This is a genomic window from Gillisia sp. Hel1_33_143 (assembly GCF_900104765.1).
In the GTDB taxonomy this organism is placed as follows: Bacteria; Bacteroidota; Bacteroidia; order Flavobacteriales; family Flavobacteriaceae; genus Gillisia.
On the sequence record NZ_LT629737.1, the window covers coordinates 2808602 to 2828116 of the forward strand.

A 19515-nucleotide genomic window follows, 5' to 3' on the forward strand; every position below is an offset into this window, starting at 1 on the left:
CTTGTAAATCTATTGCTCTGTAGAAGCTGTAATAGCTGCAGACAATCTTTTATAAGTTCCGTTTTCCAGACGCTCTCTAATTGTAGAAAAGGCTTCTAAGGTCTCTTCTATGTCTTGTAGCGTATGAGTTGCTGTAGGTATCATTCTTAAAAGGATTAATCCTTTAGGAATTACAGGATATACTACTATAGAACAGAAAACCCCATGATTTTCTCTAAGGTCTTTTACAAGCGCCATAGCTTCAGGAATACTTCCTTTTAAATAAACCGGAGTTACACAACTTTGAGTAGTTCCTATATCAAATCCTTTAGCTTTTAATCCATTCTGTAAAGCATTTACATTCTCCCAAAGCTTATTCTTAAGTTCTGGCATGGTTTTAAGCATCTCAAGCCTTTTGCGAGCACCAACTACCAATTGCATCTGTAAAGACTTTGCGAACATTTGTGAGCGCAAGTTATATTTAAGATAATCCATGATCTCTTTGTCTCCAGCAATAAATGCTCCGGTACTGGCCATAGATTTTGCAAAAGTTGCAAAATAAACATCAATATCATCCTGTACCCCTTGCTCTTCTCCAGCACCTGCTCCTGTAGCACCTAAAGTTCCAAAACCATGAGCATCATCAACAAAAAGTCTGAAATTATATTTTTTCTTAAGTTCAACTATTTCTCGAAGTTTCCCTTGTTCTCCTCGCATTCCAAAAACTCCTTCAGAGATCAATAAGATTCCTCCACCGGTTTGTTCTGCAATTTTAGTAGCACGTTGCAAGTTCTTTTCGATACTTTCCATATCGTTATGCTTATATGTAAATCTTTGACCAAGGTGTAATCTTACACCATCAATGATACATGCATGTGCGTCTACGTCATAAACTATAACATCTGCTTTAGATACTAAAGCATCTATAGTAGATACCATTCCCTGATATCCAAAATTAAGAAGATATGATGCTTCTTTACTTACAAATTCCGCAAGCTCTTCCTGTAATTTTTCGTGAAGATCTGTATGCCCGCTCATCATTCTAGCTCCCATAGGATAGGCAGAACCATAATCTGCTGCTGCCTGAGCATCTACTTTACGAACTTCAGGATGATTAGCTAAACCTAGATAATCGTTAATACTCCAAGTTATAACCTCTTGCCCTCTAAACTTCATTCGGTTTGAAATTGGTCCTTCAAGCTTTGGAAATACAAAATATCCTTCTGCTTGTTCAGCCCATTTTCCTAAAGGCCCTTTGTCCTTATATATTTTATCAAATAAATCTCTCATAGATCTTTTATTTACGAATTGCAAAAGTAGTTAAATACAACTCAATTTTAAAAAATAATCTTAATTGCTCCAGAAGCAATAAAAGTAAAAGCACCCTGTAAGATAAGGATGCTTTTTGTTATTATGTATACAGAAATGAATTCATTTACTTTATAAACTCTATACGCTCTGTCTCTGCAGAGTTTTTAGTATCAAAAAAACCTTGCTCTGTCATCCAATCATCACTAAAAACCTTGCTCATATATCTAGAACCATGATCTGGAAATATTACTACTACATTAGAATTTTCGTCAAATTCTCCCTCCGCATTCAATTGCTTTAAGCCTTGCATTGCTGCACCACTGGTGTATCCAACGAATAAACCTTCTGTTTTAGCAAGTTCTCTAGCAGTATGAGCACTTTCCTCATCTGTTACCTTTACAAATTTGTCTATTATATCAAAATCTGTTGCACTTGGGATCAAGTTTTTCCCAAGTCCTTCTATTCTATAAGGATAGATCTCATTAGAATCAAATTCTTTAGTTTCGTGGTATTTTTTCAACACAGAGCCAAAAGCATCAATTCCTATAACCTTAATATTTGGATTTTGTTCCTTCAAAAATCTAGCAGTACCAGAAATAGTACCTCCTGTTCCACTACAAGCCACTAAATGTGTGATCTTTCCTTCAGATTGTTTCCAAATCTCAGGCCCTGTAGAGTTGTAATGAGCATCCATATTCAGCTCGTTAAAGTATTGATTAATGTACACAGAACCTTTACGTTCTTCGTGTAATCTTCGAGCTACCTGATAGTAAGATCTAGGATCATCAGCAGAAACATTAGCAGGACAAACATAAACTTTTGCCCCCATAGTTTTAAGCATATCTATCTTATCCTTAGAGGATTTAGAACTAACAGCAAGAATGCACTCATAACCCTTAATAATACTCACCATTGCAATACTAAAACCGGTATTCCCAGAAGTAGTTTCAATAATAGTATCACCAGGCTTTAATATTCCCTTTTTTTCTGCCTCTTCAATAATATAAAGTGCAATTCTATCTTTTGTAGAATGTCCTGGGTTAAAAGCTTCCACCTTTGCAGCGAATGAGCCTTTAAAATCTTTAGTTATAGAGTTTAAATGTATCAACGGGGTCTTCCCTATTAATTGCAATACATTGTCATAAACCTGTATCTCTTCTTTCATAAATGAAATTCTTTTGCAACTTTAGTTTGTTTCTCCATTATTCTAAAAAACTTAAAATAATCTTAATCACAAAAACCGCCCAAAGTTACGGGAAATTTTTTAATTATAAGGTAATTCCTTCAAGGTCCAATAAAAAGGCATACTCTTCAGCTACCTCTTTCAAGGCTTCAAATCTTCCAGAAGCGCCTCCGTGGCCTGCATCCATATTGGTATGGAACAGTAATAAGTTATCATCTGTTTTCTTTTCTCTTAGCTTAGCAACCCATTTTGCCGGTTCCCAATACTGTACTTGAGAGTCGTGCAATCCAGTTGTAACAAGCATATTTGGATAGTCCTGACTTTTAACATTATCATAAGGCGAGTATGTTAGCATATAATCATAATATTCTTTATCATTAGGATTCCCCCATTCATCATACTCACCTGTGGTTAATGGAATACTATCATCTAACATGGTAGTTACAACATCTACAAAAGGAACTGCAGCAATAATACCATTGTATAATTGTGGCGCCATATTTATAATAACCCCCATCAATAATCCACCTGCAGATCCACCCATGGCATACAGATGTTTATTAGATGTATAGTTTTGATCTATTAAATATTTGGAAACATCTATAAAATCTGTAAAAGTATTTCTCTTCTGAAGTAATTTTCCTTCTTCATACCATTTTCTTCCTAGGTACTCACCCCCTCTTATATGTGCAATTGCATAGATAAATCCTCTATCCAACAAACTTAACCTTGTAGTAGAAAAATAAGGATCTATAGTAGATCCATAAGAGCCATAGGCATACTGTAATAATGGATTAGATCCATCTTTCTTAATACCTTTTTTATAAATCAATGAAACCGGAATTTTAGTTCCGTCTTCTGCATCTGCCCAAATTCGTTCTGTTTGATAATTATCTTTATCGAAATTACCTCCTAAAACCTCTTGCTCTTTAAGAACGGTTTTCTCTTTGGTAGCCATATTAAAATCAACTACAGAGGTAGGCGTATTTAAGGAATTATAAGTATACCTTAAAATATCAGTCTCAAAATCTGGATTTATACTGGTATAAGCAGTGTAAGTTTCATTATCAAAAGGAACAAAAAAGCTTTCTCCAGTATCCCATCTTGTGATCTTTATTTTATTGAGTCCGTTATTACGCTCACTCACCACTAAATAATCTTCAAAAATATCTATATCCTCGAGTAGATAATCATCTCTATGTGGAATTACCTCTTCCCAATACTGAATTTCTGTATCGGTAACAGGTGTTTTCATCAATTTAAAATTAATCGCTCCACCCTCATTGGTAAGAACATAAAAATGATCTTTATAATGACTTATTCCATATTCCAAACCTCTTACTCTAGATTGAAAGACTTTGAATTCTCCCTCTGGATCATTAGCGTCCAAAATTCTATATTCACTAGTTAAGGTGCTGTGAGATCCTATAATTAAATATTCCTGAGATTTAGATTTGTAGATGTAGGTATTAAAAGTTTCATCATGCTCTTCATAAACCAAAACATCATGTTTAGGATCTGTTCCCAGAATGTGTTTAAAGATCTGGTTAGATCTTAAAGTTTGTTCATCTTTCTTGGTGTAATAAAGTGTTTTATTATCATTAGCCCAAGTTGAACCTCCGGTGGTGGTATGAATTTCTTCTTTTAACAGTTCCCCAGATTCAAGATCTTTTATTCTGATTGTGTACTTTCTTCTACTTACGGTATCTACACCAAAAGCTATCAATTTATTATCCGGGCTCACATTTAAACCACCCAGACTATAATAATCAAAACCTTCAGCCATTAAATTAACATCAAAGAGAATATCTTCTGAAGTTTCTAAGGTTTCCTTTTTTCTAGAATAGACAGGATAGTCCTTTCCTTTTTCAAATCTGGTTAAATACCAATATCCATGTAGCTTGTAAGGTACAGAAGAGTCGTCTTCTTTTATTCTACCCTTCATCTCTTTAAAAAGACTTTTCTGAAATGCTGCGGTGTGAGCCGTCATCATATCATTATATTCATTTTCATTTTCAAGATAATTAATTACTGCAGGGTTCTCCCTATCATTCATCCAGTAATACTCATCTATCCTCGTTTCATTATGAGCTTGAAGCTCTTTCACTTTTTTAAGAGCCTGAGGGGCTAGAATTTCTTTTTTCAATTGCTTGTAATTTATGCTGGTGCAAAGGTAAAGCTTCCTAACAAAATAACTAAGACAATGGGCACAATTAGCTGATTTATCCATTGAATTCACTAATTTTGAAGCTCAATATTTAAAAATAAAATTTATGTTTGGAGATATGATGGGGATGATGAATAAAATCAAAGAAACCCAACAAAAAGTAGAAGAAACAAAAGAGCGTTTAAAAACTGTTCTAATAGATGAACAATCTGCAGATGGTCTTCTTAAGATCACTATTACTGCTACCAGAGAGATTAGAAATGTTTCTATTGCAGATGAGCTGATGGAAGACAAAGAGCAACTAGAAGATTACCTAGTTCTTACTTTGAACAAAGCCATTAATAGAGCACATGAAATTAATGAAACAGAATTAGCGGCAGTAGCTAAAGATGGAATGCCGGATATTCCTGGGTTGGATATGTTCAAATAAAATAAAAGCCGGTTTAATAACCGGCTTTTTAATTTTATATTCTCTTTATAAACTGATGTTATCTAGAACTTTTAAGAATCTTTGGTGACTTTCTTCAGGATAATCATGATGTGTAACTATCCTTAATTTTCCATGTCCCATATTACTTATTCTAATATTTTCCTTTTGTAGTTGCTCCATAAAACTCTTTTCATAGGAAGCGTCTTTTAAATAAAAAATAATGATATTGGTTTCTACAGGCTCAACTTCATGAATATATTCTTGTCCTCTTAGAGATCTGGCGATATCATCTGCACGCTTATGATCTTGCTCAAGTCTTTCAACATGATTATCTAAAGCATAAATTCCAGCAGCTGCCATAAATCCCATTTGACGCATCCCACCTCCAAGAACTTTACGAACTCTAATCGCATTTTTCATAAGGTCTTTATTTCCTATTAATACAGAGCCCATAGGGGTACCCAAACCTTTAGATAAACAAACAGAAATGGTATCAAATAACTTCCCGAAATCTTTGGGGTCTTGCTTTTTAGCAACTATCGCATTAAATAATCTTGCACCATCCAAGTGCAATCCTAAGCCATGCGTATTACAAACTTTTCTAATCTCTTTGATGGTCTCTAGATCATAACACGCTCCTCCTCCTTTGTTAGTAGTATTTTCAAGACATACCAAACTAGTAAGTGGGCTATGATAAAAATCTGGTGGATTGATGCTTTCTTCTACGAGATCTGCGGTTATCAAACCTCTATTTCCATCTACTAACTTACAGGAAACACCACTATTAAAGGAAACTCCTCCCCCTTCGTAATTGTACACATGTGCCCATTTATCGCAAATTAATTGCTCTGCGGGCTGGGTATGTAATTTAATGGCTGCCTGATTGGCCATACTTCCGGTAGGAAAAAATAAAGCTTCATCCATACCAAACATCTTGGCTAATTTTTCTTCTAATGCATTAACCGTAGGATCTTCCTTATAAACATCATCCCCAACTTTAGCACTTAGAATTGCTTGTAACATTCCTTTTGTAGGTCTGGTTACCGTATCACTTCTTAGATCTATTTCTATTGACATCATTGTTAAAATTTCTTTTACTATTACATTCATTTTGAGCCAAATAAAATCTATATATAGATTCTTAACTCTTCAGTTTAAATTTGGCATAAAAATTAAGTAATTACACCGCATTATGCTGAGCTAATTTCTTTGCCTAAATCTATAAAATTATCGTTAAATACTTTCCTGAAGCCACCTTTAATTCTATTTTTACATCTAAAACACACTATTATGACTACAACAGATAATATAAAGGAACTCAAAGATCGCCTGGTTGCGTTAAGGAGGTATCTTTGACGTTGATGCCAAACAAATAGAAATCACCAATTTAGAAGAAAAGACTTTTGCTCCAGATTTTTGGGATGATCCTAAAAAGGCTGAGTTAATGATGCGCGAACTAAACACTGAAAAGAAGTGGGTAGATGACTATCATACAGCAGAAACTTTGGTTGAAGATCTTGAAGTGATCTTTGAATTTTATAAAGAGAAAGAAGCTACTGCAGAAGATGTAGCATCTAGACATACCAAAGCATTAGAGGTTATTGAAAATATGGAGTTTAAGAATATGCTTTCTGAGGAAGGTGATAGCTTAAGTGCCGTACTGCAAATAACTGCCGGAGCTGGAGGTACAGAAAGTTGTGATTGGGCAGAGATGCTTATGCGCATGTATCTTATGTGGGCAGAAAAGCATGGTTATAAAATAAAAGAGCTTAACTATCAGGCTGGAGAAGTTGCAGGTATAAAAACTGTAACTCTAGAGATTGATGGAGATTTTGGTTTTGGTTGGCTTAAGGGAGAAAATGGCGTTCACCGCTTGGTAAGAATTTCCCCTTTTGACAGCAACGCTAAAAGACATACTTCATTTGCCTCTGTATATGTATATCCTCTTGCAGATGATACTATAGAGATAGACATCAATCCTTCAGACATATCTTGGGAAACCATGAGATCTTCCGGAGCCGGAGGTCAAAATGTTAATAAGGTTGAAACTGCCGTTAGACTTAAGCACGCCCCTTCCGGTATTGTAATAGAAAATTCTGAGACTCGATCTCAGTTAGAAAACAAAACCAAGGCTATGCAGCTATTAAAAAGTCAGCTTTACGAGATCGAACTTCAAAAACAGCAAGCTCAACGAAGAGAGATAGAAGACTCTAAGATGAAGATAGAATGGGGATCTCAGATAAGAAATTATGTAATGCATCCTTATAAACTTGTAAAAGACGTTAGGACAGCTCAAGAATCTGGTAATGTAGAAGCTATTATGAATGGTGATATAGACCAATTCTTAAAAGCGTATTTAATGATGATGGGGCAACGGCATGAAGATTGATTTAAAACTGATCTATTACAAACTAAAGTGAAATTTATTACGTATTTTAAAGCCAAGAATTAATGGGAATACTTACAATTTATCACAATCCAAGATGTTCAAAATCTAGAGAAGGTCTTGAACTCATCAAAAATTCTGGAAAAGAATTTAAGATTAGAGAGTATTTAAAGGAACTATTAACAGAAGAAGAACTCAAAAAATTATTAGATAAATTACAGATCGAGCCCCAAATGTTGATAAGAGTTAACGAGAAAATTTGGAAAGATAACTTCAAAGATAAAAATTTTGAAAACCCTGAATTGATCAAGATTATGGTTGAGAATCCAAAGCTTATAGAAAGACCTATAGTTGAAGACGATCTTCTTGCTGTAATTGGAAGACCTCCTTCCAACATTCAATACTTACTAAAAGATACTTTATAATAAACTAAATCATCAAATCATGAAACTACAAAACAGACTCCTTTTATTAGGATTATCCACGCTGCTGGTTGGGGGATTTGTTTATACGCATATTTTCTTACACCGCAGAAATAGAAAAGATCTTGAAGATATTGCTAAAGAAATTGCACTTAATTGGAAAGATACATTAAGCTTAACAGAAGAACAATCTCTTCAATTAGAAGATATTATTGTGGAGTACACCATCAGAAAAAATGAGATCATTAATGGTGAACATAGTACCAATAAGATACAGCGTTTACAAAAGGTACAATCAAAAGAGCACAGAAGACTAAGAAAATTGATGAGTCCAGATCAATTTGATGCGTACGTAGGAATAAATAAAAAAATTCCGAACCGCATTATGGATTCATAATCAATACAGTAACATTCTTATTTAATATTTATTGGTGGTTATAACAAGATTTTAACGATGGTTCATTAAACCATTGTTCTCTTAAGAGGTCTAACAACAAAAATATGTTATGACCACCAAAAAATTACTTCTCCTTAGCACGCTGTTGCTATTTATTGTTTCACTCCACAACACTGCTTTTGCTCAAAAGAAAGAATTCAGCATCACGGGAAAAGTGATCGATGATGATCTTAAAGTTCCTTTAGAATACGCTACTGTAATTGTAACTAAAGTAAGTGATCCAAGTTATGTAAATGGTGGTGTTACAGATTTAAAAGGTAATTTTTCTATAGAAGTTCCAGCCGGAATCTATAATGTAAAGATTGAATTTATCTCATTCCAAAGCAAATCTTTCAATAGTAAAGATATAAATGCAGATCTGGATCTTGGAACTATTCAACTTGGCTTAAGCACTAACAGTCTAGATGAAGTAGTGGTAAGAGCAGAAACAACTCAGGTAGAAGTTAGGTTAGATAAAAAAATCTATAACATAGGGAAAGATCTTACTACCGCGGGTGGAACCGTAAGTGATGCATTAAATAATGTACCAGCAGTTACTGTAGATGTGGAAGGTGCAATTAGCCTTAGAGGAAATCAAAACGTAAAGATTTTAATTAATGGAAAGCCATCTGCCATGGCAGGTTTTGGTTCTACAGATGTATTAGGTCAACTTCCAGCAGATGCTATAGAACGAGTTGAGGTAATTACTTCTCCATCTGCCAGATATGATGCCGAAGGAACTGCAGGTATTCTGAACATTATATTAAGAAAAGAAAAGACCTTAGGATTTAATGGTTCTTTAACCACCAATATTGGAATTCCAGAAACTTATGGAGCAACGGCCAATGTAAATTTAAGAACAGACAAATACAACATCTTCAATACAACAGGTTATAACTATAGAAAGGGCCCTGGTAATGCTTTCTTTGATACTAGATATACAAACGGAGATTTTGACCGAGTAATTGAAAACAGAGATTATGATAGATTAAATAGAGGTTTCAACACTAACCTCGGGGTTGAATATTACTTAAACGATATGTCTTCTATAACCGCTACCGGATTCTGGAGATTTGGAAATGATAAGGATATTACCGAGAATTTTACCCAGAAGTTTAACGATGGAATCTTAGAACTCGAAACTTTAAGAGAAGAAGTTCAGGAAGAGAAAGATAATAGCTTCCAATTTGCGTTAAACTACATTACAAAGTTCAATGAAAAAGGTCATAAATTAACTGCAGATTTTCAATATGAAAAAAGCAGTGATGAAGAGCCATCCTTTATTACAGAAACTCCATTATTTGAAAATACTCCGGGGTTAGCAGGATTTTTACCTTCAGAAAAAGTACTTAATGAAGAAGATCAGACAGAATATCTAATACAAGCAGATTATGTGCTTCCGTTTGGCGAGAACTCTCAATTTGAAGCAGGTTATAGAGGGAATTTTAAAGAAGAGATCACAGATTATAGATTAGATGTTCAAGATCCAATAAGCGAGCAATTAGTTCTAAGCCCACTTACCAATATATTTTCATATACAGAAAATGTAAACGCTTTGTATACTCAGTATGGAACTAAATTTGGAGAATTCTCTTTCTTACTAGGATTAAGATTAGAAAACACGCAACTAAAAGGAGATATAGATAGTCCGCTTACAGATGCAGAGATAGAAGAAGAATTTGGCTTTCCTATAGATACAAATTTTGATAATAATTATTTAGGTTTATTCCCTACGGTAAACCTTATTTATGAACTAAGTGAAACTGAAAATGTTACCTTAGGATATAACAGAAGAATAAACAGACCTAGAGGTTGGTTCATTAATCCATTTCCATCAAGATCTAGTAGAACCAACGTTTTTCAGGGGAATCCTAATCTAGCGCCTTCCTATGCAAATGCTTATGACCTTGGTTACTTAAAAAGATGGGATAAATTAACTCTTACCTCTTCCGTATATTATCAATATGAAACAAATGCTTTCGAAAGAGTTCAACAAGGTACCGGGCAATTGTTTAATGGTACAGAGATCATTAGAACGATTCCTATAAATCTTTCTAGCGAACAAAGAATTGGAGCTGAAGCAGGAGTACTTTACAATCCGGCAAAATGGTTAAGATTGAATGGTAGTTTTAACTATTTTCAGTTTGAGAAGGATGGTGAATATAATGATATAGATTATAGTAATAAGAATAATAGTTGGTTTGCACGTTTTAGCTCTAAAGTAAGTTTACCAGCAAAAATAGATTGGCAAACTAATGCTTTCTATAGAGGGCAACAAGAGAATTCTCAAACCAAGTCTGACGGGATTTTATCTATAGACATGGCGTTGAGCAAAGATCTATTTAAAGATAAAGCAACACTTACTTTAAATGTATCTGACTTACTTAATTCTAGAAAACGTAACTCTACAACTATTACAGATAGATTTGTTCAAGACAGCGAATTTCAATGGAGAGAGCGTCAAATAACATTATCTCTAATGTACAGATTCAATCAGAAAAAAGAAACACAACGTAGAAGACCTGCTGGAAATGACGATGGTGGAGATTATGAAGGATAGATTTTAATAATACTAAATAAAAAAGGTGGTCTAAATTAGACCACCTTTTTTATTTTATAAAGATACGTTTGATTTAATAATGCCTTAGTTCAAATAAACTATGAAAGACAATAAAAAATCCAGGGAATTTTCTAAGATAAATTCTTTCTAGAATTTTCTTCTCTTTCCAGGCGTTTCTTTTCTTTCTTCATTTTATACTTTTCTAATAATGAACCTCCTATCCAGTAAGGTAGAATACTCATTAAAAAAATCATTAACCAAAATCCCATGGTTAAGATAATAAGAAAAGCTAAAAAGCCAAGGTATTGATCAAATTCAAACATAATTTCAGGAGATTTTCAAATAATAGCAAAGATAGTAACTCTATCTTGCCTATGCCAACAAAAATAAAAGTTTTTGCTTATTTTTTGTGATATCAATTAAAATTAAAATTTTTACTAAAATTGGACTTTAAATATTGAAATTTTGTAAATATTTTAAAGCTTTAAAAATCATGAAAATGTAAATTTGTAATCTAACATTATAAAACTATGGACTACAGAATAGAGAAAGATACTATGGGAGAGGTTAAGGTTGCTTCAGATAAACTCTGGGGAGCCCAAACTGAACGTTCTAAAAATAATTTTAAAATTGGAGCCCCGGGAAGTATGCCGTTAGAAATTGTATACGGTTTTGCTTATTTAAAAAAAGCTGCTGCATTTACGAATTGTGAATTAGGGGTACTTCCGGTAGATAAAAGAGATTATATTGCAAAGGTGTGTGATGAAATTCTAGCGGGTAAGCATGATGATCAATTCCCTCTTGTGATCTGGCAAACCGGTAGTGGTACTCAAAGTAACATGAATGTGAATGAAGTAATTGCCAACAGAGCTCATCAACTTGACGGAAAAGTTATTGGTGAAGGCGAGAAAACGCTTCAACCAAATGATGATGTAAATAAATCGCAATCTTCTAATGATACCTTTCCAACCGGAATGCACATTGCTGCATATAAGAAGGTAATAGAGGTTACCATTCCTGGCGTTAAGAAACTTAGAAATACTTTAAAGAAAAAATCTGAAGAGTTTAAAGATGTAGTTAAAATTGGTAGAACTCATTTTATGGATGCTACTCCCCTAACCCTAGGTCAGGAATTTAGCGGATATGTAGCTCAACTAGATCACGGTATTAAGGCTCTAGAAAACACCCTTCCACACCTTTCAGAATTGGCACTTGGAGGAACTGCGGTAGGAACAGGACTTAATACACCAAAAGGATATTCAAAGCGTGTGGCAGAATTTATAGCAAAATTCACTGACCTTCCGTTTACTTCTGCTCCTAACAAGTTTGAAGCACTTGCTGCTCACGATGCCTTGGTAGAATCTCACGGCGCATTAAAGCAACTTGCTGTTTCTTTAAATAAAATTGCTAATGACATAAGAATGCTTTCTTCAGGACCCCGCAGTGGAATTGGAGAAATTGAAATTCCCGCAAATGAGCCAGGATCTTCTATTATGCCAGGAAAAGTAAACCCAACACAATGTGAGGCATTAACAATGGTATGTGCACAAGTGATTGGGAATGATGTTGCAATTAGTGTTGGAGGAATGCAAGGGCAATTTGAACTAAATGTATTTAAACCTGTAATGGCAGCAAACTTTTTACAAAGTGCACAATTATTAGGAGATGCATGTGCTTCTTTTGATGAACATTGTGCCAGCGGAATAGTACCAAATAAGAAAAGAATTAAAGAGCTGCTAGATAATTCATTAATGCTGGTTACCGCTTTAAATACTAAAATAGGTTACTATAAAGCTGCTGAAATAGCTAATACTGCTCATAAGAACGGAACTACTCTTAAAAAAGAAGCCGTGAATTTGGGTTATGTTACTAAAGAAGAATTTGATGAATGGGTACAACCTAAAGATATGGTTGGAGGAATGAAATAATCCGTTCCAATTTAAATCAATCAAAAAAGCCACCTTTATTAAGGTGGCTTTTTTGATTGATTTGAAATTTTCTATTTAGTATAGTATTTTTTATACTTCCAGTAAGAGACAGCTCCAAGAACTGCAACTCCTGCCATAGTGTAATATATAAATGTTGGTGTAATAACTTTATCACCACTAGCGTAAGAATGCAGACCCGATAAATAGAAATTTACCCCAAAATAGGTCATCATGATACTTGAATATGCAATGATAGACATTAGGTTAAAGAACCATTTACCGCGCAGCCCTGGTACCAACCTCATATGTATTACAAACGCATATACCATAATACTTATTAGTGCCCATGTTTCTTTAGGATCCCATCCCCAGTATCTACCCCAGCTTTCATTGGCCCATTGCCCTCCTAAGAAATTCCCTATGGTTAACATTACCAAACCTACGGTTAAGGCCATTTCAGTAATTATGGTAATCTCTCTAATATTCAATTCCATTTTCACCTTATTATCTTCTGTAGTAAGAATCATAAGGATCAATGAAACTGCTCCTAATATCATTCCTAGGGTAAAGGGTCCATAACTACCTACAATTACAGACACATGTATCATTAACCAATAAGAATCTAATACCGGCTGTAAATTCGCAATAGCAGGATCCATCCAGTTCCAGTGAGCTATCATTAATATCATAGATGCAACAAATGCCGTAGAAGCTATGGTTAGAAAACTTTTTCTTCCAAAAGCCAATCCAAAGAACATAGTAGCCCATGCTACGTAGATCATAGACTCATAAGCATCACTCCACGGAGCATGGCCAGAAACATACCATCTCGCCGCCAATCCAAGCGTATGAAGTATAAATAAGCCTAGAACAGCAAAAGCACTTACTTTAACTAAAGTTCTTATAACTTTTGAATCTCTAAATATTTGAACGATCACTAAAATGAACATTATCGTCCCGGCATATAAATACCAACTGAACAAACCTTTAAAAATATCGTATTTGTTATATAAGATCTCTGCATTTACCTTGCTTTCAGAAGGCATTACTTCGCTTCCATACTTTTTCTGGTAACCCTGAATACTTTTCAGAAGATCCTCTGCTTGAGTATAATCTCCAGAATCTCTAGCTGCATTTAGCGTACTCATATAAATTGGAAGCACTTGTTTTGCGTAAACAGAGTCTATTCCCGTAAACCCAGCTTCCTCAACTTCAGGAAAAGAAACCCATTTGTTATTCTTATCTCCCGGAATAGGAAAGATTCTTAACATTTTGCCATTAAGAGCATTGAACAATAAATTCACTTTTTTATCTGTTTCAACAAAGTCTTTCTCGAAGTTATTTGGAACAGTTGCCTTATAAGCATCTTCAAGATATGGCGATAATTTATACGCTCCCGTAGCATCAAAGAAATCTGTCATAGATAGATATTCTTTATCCTTATCAACTTCTAAGATTTTTCTAATACTATCATTTCCCGTTTTTATATAAACCAAAGGAGCATTATACCACAAGCCTGGATTTTCTGTCATAGATAACAGTACCTGATCTGCATTTAAACCTTCATAGGTATCCTTTTTGCTTAATTTTCTTATTAATTCTGAAGAAAATGTATTTGCCGGCTTCATTCTACCACCTGCATCCTGAATGATCAATCTACCAAACATTGCTGCATGTTCTTTTGGAACAGCAATACTTTGAAGCAGCGAATCTAAAGTAGCCTGATTATTATCCATGTGAGCATGGGTATCTGCATCTTCAGAATTTGCTGTTTGTGAAAAACCACCAGTAGAGATCAACAGAAAAGCTACTATGGTTATGATCTTTGCTTTCTTCGCTTTTACTTTATCAAGCATCGTCTTTAATTTTCCAAATCTGCTTCCTTTATCAAATAATATCAGCATTAATCCTAAGTATAATAGATAATAACCGGCATAAGTAATATTGGTTCCCCAGTAATCGTGATTTACAGATAAGACTGTTCCTTTTTCATCAGGATCAAAAGATGCCTGAAAGAATCTATATCCATCCATATCTAGTATATGGTTCATAAAAATTTCATAGGGCATTTTTTCTCCTGAAGCTTTAATTACTTCAACTTTACTTTTAAATGCAGAATATCTAGGAACGGCATTATCTTCCGTTCCGGGGTATTTATCAGCAATAAAATCATTAAGTTTAATAGAAAACGGAAGTTCCATTTCTTTTGAACCATAGTTAAGATGAATATCCAATCCACCTAATGTTAGATCTTCCGGAGGATTAATGATCCCCTTTTTACCCATTATCGTTACGGTCTTAGATTCTCCGCCAGTAGAAACTTTAAGGCTCACTGCATCTGGCTGATTCTTATCTTTAACTTTGGTAGGAACAATTTCATAAGTTCCACGTGCCACTGGCTCTGGAACAACAAATTGCATTCCCCCTACATTATATAGAGATCTTAACATAAGAACCTGGGTGCTATCTGCAACTACAGTTCCCTTAAACTGATCTGCCATGCGCATAAAATCTCCTTCAAATGGAGAATTTATCTTATACGTTCCCTCGTCTCCATCTATACTAATATTTACAGCACCGTCTGTAGGTTTATTGTATGCAAAAAGAATATTGTGCAAACTGGTGATCTCACCTTCTTTTAGATAATGATCATGTCTTTGACCACTCCCAGCTTCTACGATCTTAAGATAGTTATCTCCATTTTCGCTAAGCACCAAACCATTTTCGGCTCCATGAATAAAACTAACTACCTCAACTTTTACCGGCTGACCGTTAAAATCTGTATCGATCTCAATATCATTTTCAGTTTCTGTGGCTAAGAGCACAGATTCTTCAATGGTTCTTCTTCTAGGCTCCCCTTCTATCTCTCCATCCATACTCACCCTTAAATAGGTTCTTTCAGAAAAGAATTTATTAGTGGTTACACCTTCTCTTATAGGCATAATACCCTCATAACTAATGTATCTAGTTATAAAAGCTCCTAAAAGAATAAATATAAATGAAAGGTGAATTACTAAAGAAGACCATTTTTCGCGTTTGTGCATGTTGAAACGCACAATGTTACCACAGAAGTTAATCACAAAAAACACCATGACTCCCTCAAACCACCAAGTGTTGTAAATCAAGACTCGAGCGGTGTCTATAGTATACCAATTTTCGATAAATGTTCCTAAAGCCATAGAGATGGCGAAGACAATGAACAAGACTGCCATAATTCGAGTAGAGAACAGGACAGACGCTATTTTATTTTGCATTTAAAACTTCTTTAAAACAGTGCAAATTTAACTAAATTTAAACACTTAACCTCCTTTAAGAAAAGACAATTCCTATATACTAAGCAAATATTAAGATTGCAAAGAATATAGCAATATCAGGGGTTAATAAGATTTTTATCATGTTTAATTCATATTAAAAAGAAAAGTATTTAGAGGATTCTTAAAATTGAAAATTAAATATGATATTTTAACATATAAATAAAGATACTTCGTCATAATTTACTTTCAACTTTTTATTTATGAAGGCTCAAGGAAGTGATAAAAAGTAAAGTGATACATATTAATTCTGTGCTTATAAATTTTGGTATTTTTGTCTTATGATTAGTATTGTTATTATTGGTGCCGGTAATGTTGCCACGCATCTTTTTAGAGCTTTAATTTCTTCTAAGAATTTTCAAGTGGTACAGGTGTACAACAGAACTAAAGAAAACCTCGGTTTTTTTAAAGACAAGGTTGATACTACCTCTAATATAGAGCAACTAAAAGTTGCAGATATTTATATTCTGGCTCTCAAAGATGATATAATCTCTACAGTAGCTAAGACTCTGCCAAATAAAGATGCGCTTATTGTTCACACTTCTGGGGCAACATCTATAAAAGCTCTTACTGGCATGGAGAGAGGTGGAGTTTTCTATCCGCTACAAACCTTCTCAAAAACAAAAGAGGTAGATTTTTCCCAAATTCCTATTTGTATAGAAGCAAGTTATAGGGATGATGAAGTTATTCTCGAGAAACTTTCTATGGATATCTCTAAGAATGTATATAAGATAGATTCAGATCAAAGAAAAAAATTACACGTAGCCGCTGTATTTGTTAGCAATTTTGCAAACTATATGTATACTATAGGTGAGGATATTTGCAAGAACAACAATATCCCATTTGAGATCTTACACCCATTAATAATAGAAACGGCAGAAAAAGCTACTAAAATAGGTCCGTTAAGTTCTCAAACGGGTCCAGCAAAGAGAAATGATGAAGCTGTTATAGAAAAACATCTATCTCTTATTAGTAATGAACAACGAAATATTTACAAAATAATAACTCACGCAATCCAAGGCCTTTATGGAAAAGAATTATAAAGAATACCTAAATCATATCGATACCTTTATTTTTGATGTAGATGGAGTATTAACCGATGGAACCATTCAAATTAGTACAGAAGGGGAACTCTTAAGAAGTATGAACATTAAAGACGGATATGCACTTAAAACTGCGGTTAAAGAAGGCTTTACAGTTTGTATAATCTCAGGGGGAAAAAATGAAGGAGTACGCAAAAGATTAAGAGATCTTGGAATTACAGATATCTATCTTGGAGTTCAGGATAAAGTAGAAGTATTAGATGAGTTTATAGATGTTTACAATCTTAATAAAGATAATGTACTTTATATGGGAGACGATATTCCAGATCTACATGTAATGAAGCTAATTGGAATGCCATGTTGCCCTCAGGATGCAGCTCCAGAAGTAAAAGAAATTAGCCGATATGTATCTCATAAGAAAGGCGGCAAAGGCTGCGTTAGAGATGTAATTGAACAGGTATTGAAAGTACAGGGGAAATGGATGAATAACACAGACGCATTATGAATTGGTTATTGTTAATTGTAGCCGGTCTCTTTGAAGTTGCATTTGCCTTTTGTTTAGGGAAAGCAAAATTTACTACTGGAGCAACTAGTAATTATTGGCTTTTAGGTTTTCTAATAGCTCTTACCTGCAGTATGACCTTACTTTATAAGGCAACGCAAACTTTACCAATTGGTACTGCCTATGCTGTATGGACAGGGATTGGAGCAATTGGAACTGTAATAATAGGTATTTTTTTCTTTAAAGAACCTGCAACCTTTTGGAGGATCTTTTTTCTAAGTACTTTAATTATGTCTCTTATCGGGCTAAAATTTGTTTCCAACTAATACCATGATTTACAGTTTTCTTAAACTTGTGAGATTCCCTAATCTTATCTTAATAATTCTTACTCAGGTTTTTATTAAATATTTTCTATTTGAAAGATTTGGTATTGCAACAACATTAACAGATTTTCAATTCTTATTATTATGTCTTTCCACTTTATGTATTGCAGCTGCAGGAAATATAATTAATGATATTTACGATCAGGAAGCAGATTTAATTAATAAACCGAATAAGATAATAATTGGAAAAAGCATCTCAGAAAAGTTAGGTTTCAATTTTTATATTGCCTTGACCATCTTAGGTGTGGGGATTGGATTCTACCTTTCTAATATTATTGAAAGACCAGGTTTCTCTGCGATGTTTATTATTATTTCTGCCCTATTATATCTTTACGCTACGTACCTAAAAAATATTATAATTTTAGGTAATATTTTAATTAGCTGCTTAGTAGCTATGGTTATTTTGATAATAGGTTTATATGACCTGATGCCGGCCATCACCCCTCAAAATCAACCCACTCAGGCGGTGATGTTCTCTATTATTTTAGATTACGCACTCTTTGCTTTTCTTATTAACTGGTTGAGAGAAATGGTAAAAGACCAACAAGATGTAAATGGAGATTTTAATACAGGCCGTAACTCTATTCCTATAGCTATTGGAAAAGATCGGGCTAATAAAGTAATTGCTGCAATTGCATTAATCCCCTTTATTCTTATAATCTATTATATGTATGAATATCTGTATGATAATATTTATGCCGTTCTATACACCTTACTTTTATTAGTAGGGCCATTACTCTACTTTATTACGAAAATCTTTTCAGCTAAAACCATCAAAGAATTCTCACATTTAAGTTTCACTCTAAAACTAATCATGCTATTTGGCCTTTTCTCTATAGCGATCTATCAATTCATATTATTATAAATTATGCTTAAAGATATTTTAAAACGACACCAAGTTATTTTAGCTTCCGGCTCACCAAGAAGACATCAGTTTTTAAAAGAGCTTGATATACCTTTTACCGTAAAATTAATATCTGTTGAAGAGATCTATCCTCCAGAACTAACATCATTTGAGATCACGAATTTCCTTTCAGAATTAAAAGCAGAAGCATTACGAGAAGGCCTTAAATTTAACGATATTCTAATAACTAGTGACACCATTGTTTGGAATGAGGAGAAAGCCCTAGGCAAACCTATAGATGCTTCAGATGCCTTTACAATGTTAGAATCGCTTTCTGGAAAAACGCATGAGGTTATTACTTCTGTAACCTTTACCACCAAAGAAACTCAACGTACTGTTCATGATATAACCAAGGTTACTTTTAAAGAATTAAGTGCAGAGGAGATCATCTACTATATAGAGAATTTCGAACCTTTTGATAAGGCCGGAGCTTACGGTATACAGGAATGGATAGGTCTTATAGGCATTACTAAAGTGGAAGGTAGTTATTTTAATGTGGTAGGAATGCCAACTCACCTTGTATATAAAAATCTTGCGGAGATCTCCCAATTCTGATTTTTGTAAATTTAG

17 protein-coding genes are annotated in these 19515 nt (G+C 34.1%); 11 read left to right on the top strand and 6 right to left on the bottom strand.

Annotated elements, in window-relative coordinates:
* Positions 1-9: 9 nt before the first annotated feature.
* From BLT84_RS13085 to BLT84_RS13095, 3 genes are all read right to left on the bottom strand, one after another.
* Positions 10-1269 (bottom strand): aminotransferase class I/II-fold pyridoxal phosphate-dependent enzyme, encoded by a 1260-nt coding sequence (locus BLT84_RS13085; protein ID WP_034893098.1) that lies wholly within the window; start codon positions 1267-1269, stop codon positions 10-12.
* 145 nt (positions 1270-1414) lie between these two features.
* Positions 1415-2455 (bottom strand): PLP-dependent cysteine synthase family protein, encoded by a 1041-nt coding sequence (locus tag BLT84_RS13090; protein ID WP_091266531.1) that lies wholly within the window; start codon positions 2453-2455, stop codon positions 1415-1417.
* 103 nt (positions 2456-2558) lie between these two features.
* The gene (locus tag BLT84_RS13095) at positions 2559-4703 is read right to left on the bottom strand and encodes a S9 family peptidase (protein ID WP_091266534.1); all 2145 of its coding nucleotides are present in this window, start codon (positions 4701-4703) and stop codon (positions 2559-2561) included.
* A gap of 43 nt (positions 4704-4746) precedes the next feature.
* Here BLT84_RS13095 and BLT84_RS13100 point away from each other — a divergent pair, with 43 nt between their 5' ends.
* Positions 4747-5070, top strand: coding sequence for a YbaB/EbfC family nucleoid-associated protein (locus BLT84_RS13100; RefSeq protein WP_034893108.1), 324 nt, complete (start codon positions 4747-4749; stop codon positions 5068-5070).
* Positions 5071-5115: 45 nt separating this feature from the next.
* Here the strand turns inward: BLT84_RS13100 and BLT84_RS13105 are convergent, their stop codons facing one another.
* Positions 5116-6147, bottom strand: a complete 1032-nt coding sequence (locus tag BLT84_RS13105) for a threonine aldolase family protein (protein WP_172822469.1) — start codon at positions 6145-6147, stop codon at positions 5116-5118.
* 213 nt (positions 6148-6360) lie between these two features.
* Between BLT84_RS13105 and prfB the strand changes: the two genes are divergently transcribed.
* The 4 genes from prfB to BLT84_RS13125 all read left to right on the top strand — a co-directional run bounded on the left by prfB (position 6361) and on the right by BLT84_RS13125 (position 10874).
* Positions 6361-7459, top strand: a protein-coding gene (gene prfB / locus BLT84_RS13110) for a peptide chain release factor 2 (RefSeq protein ID WP_156100721.1) whose coding sequence is annotated in 2 segments (ribosomal slippage) — positions 6361-6423 and positions 6425-7459 — 1098 coding nt in all. Because the reading frame shifts where the segments join, the coding sequence is not laid out codon by codon here.
* A gap of 62 nt (positions 7460-7521) precedes the next feature.
* A complete protein-coding gene (gene arsC / locus BLT84_RS13115) occupies positions 7522-7881 on the top strand; it encodes an arsenate reductase (glutaredoxin) (protein WP_317039984.1) in 360 nt (119 codons plus the stop codon).
* A gap of 19 nt (positions 7882-7900) precedes the next feature.
* Entirely contained in the window at positions 7901-8275 is a 375-nt protein-coding gene (locus BLT84_RS13120; RefSeq protein ID WP_034893111.1) for a hypothetical protein, read from the top strand.
* A gap of 109 nt (positions 8276-8384) precedes the next feature.
* Positions 8385-10874, top strand: coding sequence for a TonB-dependent receptor domain-containing protein (locus BLT84_RS13125; protein ID WP_091266537.1), 2490 nt, complete (start codon positions 8385-8387; stop codon positions 10872-10874).
* 131 nt (positions 10875-11005) lie between these two features.
* Here BLT84_RS13125 and BLT84_RS13130 read toward each other — a convergent pair whose 3' ends face one another.
* Entirely contained in the window at positions 11006-11197 is a 192-nt protein-coding gene (locus BLT84_RS13130; RefSeq protein WP_034893117.1) for a hypothetical protein, read from the bottom strand.
* Positions 11198-11404: 207 nt separating this feature from the next.
* On the opposite strand from BLT84_RS13130, the gene fumC reads away from it, so the two are divergent.
* Positions 11405-12802, top strand: a complete 1398-nt coding sequence (gene fumC / locus BLT84_RS13135) for a class II fumarate hydratase (RefSeq protein ID WP_091266540.1) — start codon at positions 11405-11407, stop codon at positions 12800-12802.
* Positions 12803-12873: 71 nt separating this feature from the next.
* On the opposite strand, the gene ccsA is transcribed toward fumC, so the two are convergent.
* Positions 12874-16056 (bottom strand): cytochrome c biogenesis protein, encoded by a 3183-nt coding sequence (gene ccsA / locus BLT84_RS13140; RefSeq protein ID WP_091266542.1) that lies wholly within the window; start codon positions 16054-16056, stop codon positions 12874-12876.
* 338 nt (positions 16057-16394) lie between these two features.
* Between ccsA and BLT84_RS13145 the strand changes: the two genes are divergently transcribed.
* From BLT84_RS13145 to BLT84_RS13165, 5 genes are read left to right on the top strand one after another with little or no spacing between them, the layout of a single operon-like run.
* Positions 16395-17156, top strand: coding sequence for a Rossmann-like and DUF2520 domain-containing protein (locus BLT84_RS13145; protein ID WP_091266546.1), 762 nt, complete (start codon positions 16395-16397; stop codon positions 17154-17156).
* Entirely contained in the window at positions 17140-17661 is a 522-nt protein-coding gene (locus tag BLT84_RS13150) for a KdsC family phosphatase (RefSeq protein WP_091266549.1), read from the top strand. Before BLT84_RS13145 ends, BLT84_RS13150 begins: the two co-directional genes overlap by 17 nt.
* A complete protein-coding gene (locus BLT84_RS13155; protein WP_034893132.1) occupies positions 17658-17984 on the top strand; it encodes a DMT family transporter in 327 nt (108 codons plus the stop codon). The genes BLT84_RS13150 and BLT84_RS13155 overlap by 4 nt, the downstream gene beginning before the upstream one ends.
* Before the next feature lie 4 nt (positions 17985-17988).
* Positions 17989-18906 (top strand): geranylgeranylglycerol-phosphate geranylgeranyltransferase, encoded by a 918-nt coding sequence (locus tag BLT84_RS13160; protein WP_034894480.1) that lies wholly within the window; start codon positions 17989-17991, stop codon positions 18904-18906.
* 3 nt (positions 18907-18909) lie between these two features.
* On the top strand, positions 18910-19500 hold the full coding sequence (locus tag BLT84_RS13165) for a Maf-like protein (protein WP_091266552.1): 591 nt from the start codon (positions 18910-18912) through the stop codon (positions 19498-19500).
* The last annotated feature ends 15 nt before the right edge of the window (positions 19501-19515 follow it).

Bases quoted from the DNA above. Each gene is read 5' to 3' on its own strand.
- BLT84_RS13085 (WP_034893098.1), bottom strand. From the start codon at position 1,269: ATGAGAGATTTATTTGATAAAATATATAAGGACAAAGGGCCTTTAGGA.
- BLT84_RS13090 (WP_091266531.1), bottom strand. From the start codon at position 2,455: ATGAAAGAAGAGATACAGGTTTATGACAATGTATTGCAATTAATAGGG.
- BLT84_RS13095 (WP_091266534.1), bottom strand. From the start codon at position 4,703: ATGGATAAATCAGCTAATTGTGCCCATTGTCTTAGTTATTTTGTTAGG.
- BLT84_RS13100 (WP_034893108.1), top strand. From the start codon at position 4,747: ATGTTTGGAGATATGATGGGGATGATGAATAAAATCAAAGAAACCCAA.
- BLT84_RS13105 (WP_172822469.1), bottom strand. From the start codon at position 6,147: ATGTCAATAGAAATAGATCTAAGAAGTGATACGGTAACCAGACCTACA.
- arsC (WP_317039984.1), top strand. From the start codon at position 7,522: ATGGGAATACTTACAATTTATCACAATCCAAGATGTTCAAAATCTAGA.
- BLT84_RS13120 (WP_034893111.1), top strand. From the start codon at position 7,901: ATGAAACTACAAAACAGACTCCTTTTATTAGGATTATCCACGCTGCTG.
- BLT84_RS13125 (WP_091266537.1), top strand. From the start codon at position 8,385: ATGACCACCAAAAAATTACTTCTCCTTAGCACGCTGTTGCTATTTATT.
- BLT84_RS13130 (WP_034893117.1), bottom strand. From the start codon at position 11,197: ATGTTTGAATTTGATCAATACCTTGGCTTTTTAGCTTTTCTTATTATC.
- fumC (WP_091266540.1), top strand. From the start codon at position 11,405: ATGGACTACAGAATAGAGAAAGATACTATGGGAGAGGTTAAGGTTGCT.
- ccsA (WP_091266542.1), bottom strand. From the start codon at position 16,056: ATGCAAAATAAAATAGCGTCTGTCCTGTTCTCTACTCGAATTATGGCA.
- BLT84_RS13145 (WP_091266546.1), top strand. From the start codon at position 16,395: ATGATTAGTATTGTTATTATTGGTGCCGGTAATGTTGCCACGCATCTT.
- BLT84_RS13150 (WP_091266549.1), top strand. From the start codon at position 17,140: ATGGAAAAGAATTATAAAGAATACCTAAATCATATCGATACCTTTATT.
- BLT84_RS13155 (WP_034893132.1), top strand. From the start codon at position 17,658: ATGAATTGGTTATTGTTAATTGTAGCCGGTCTCTTTGAAGTTGCATTT.
- BLT84_RS13160 (WP_034894480.1), top strand. From the start codon at position 17,989: ATGATTTACAGTTTTCTTAAACTTGTGAGATTCCCTAATCTTATCTTA.
- BLT84_RS13165 (WP_091266552.1), top strand. From the start codon at position 18,910: ATGCTTAAAGATATTTTAAAACGACACCAAGTTATTTTAGCTTCCGGC.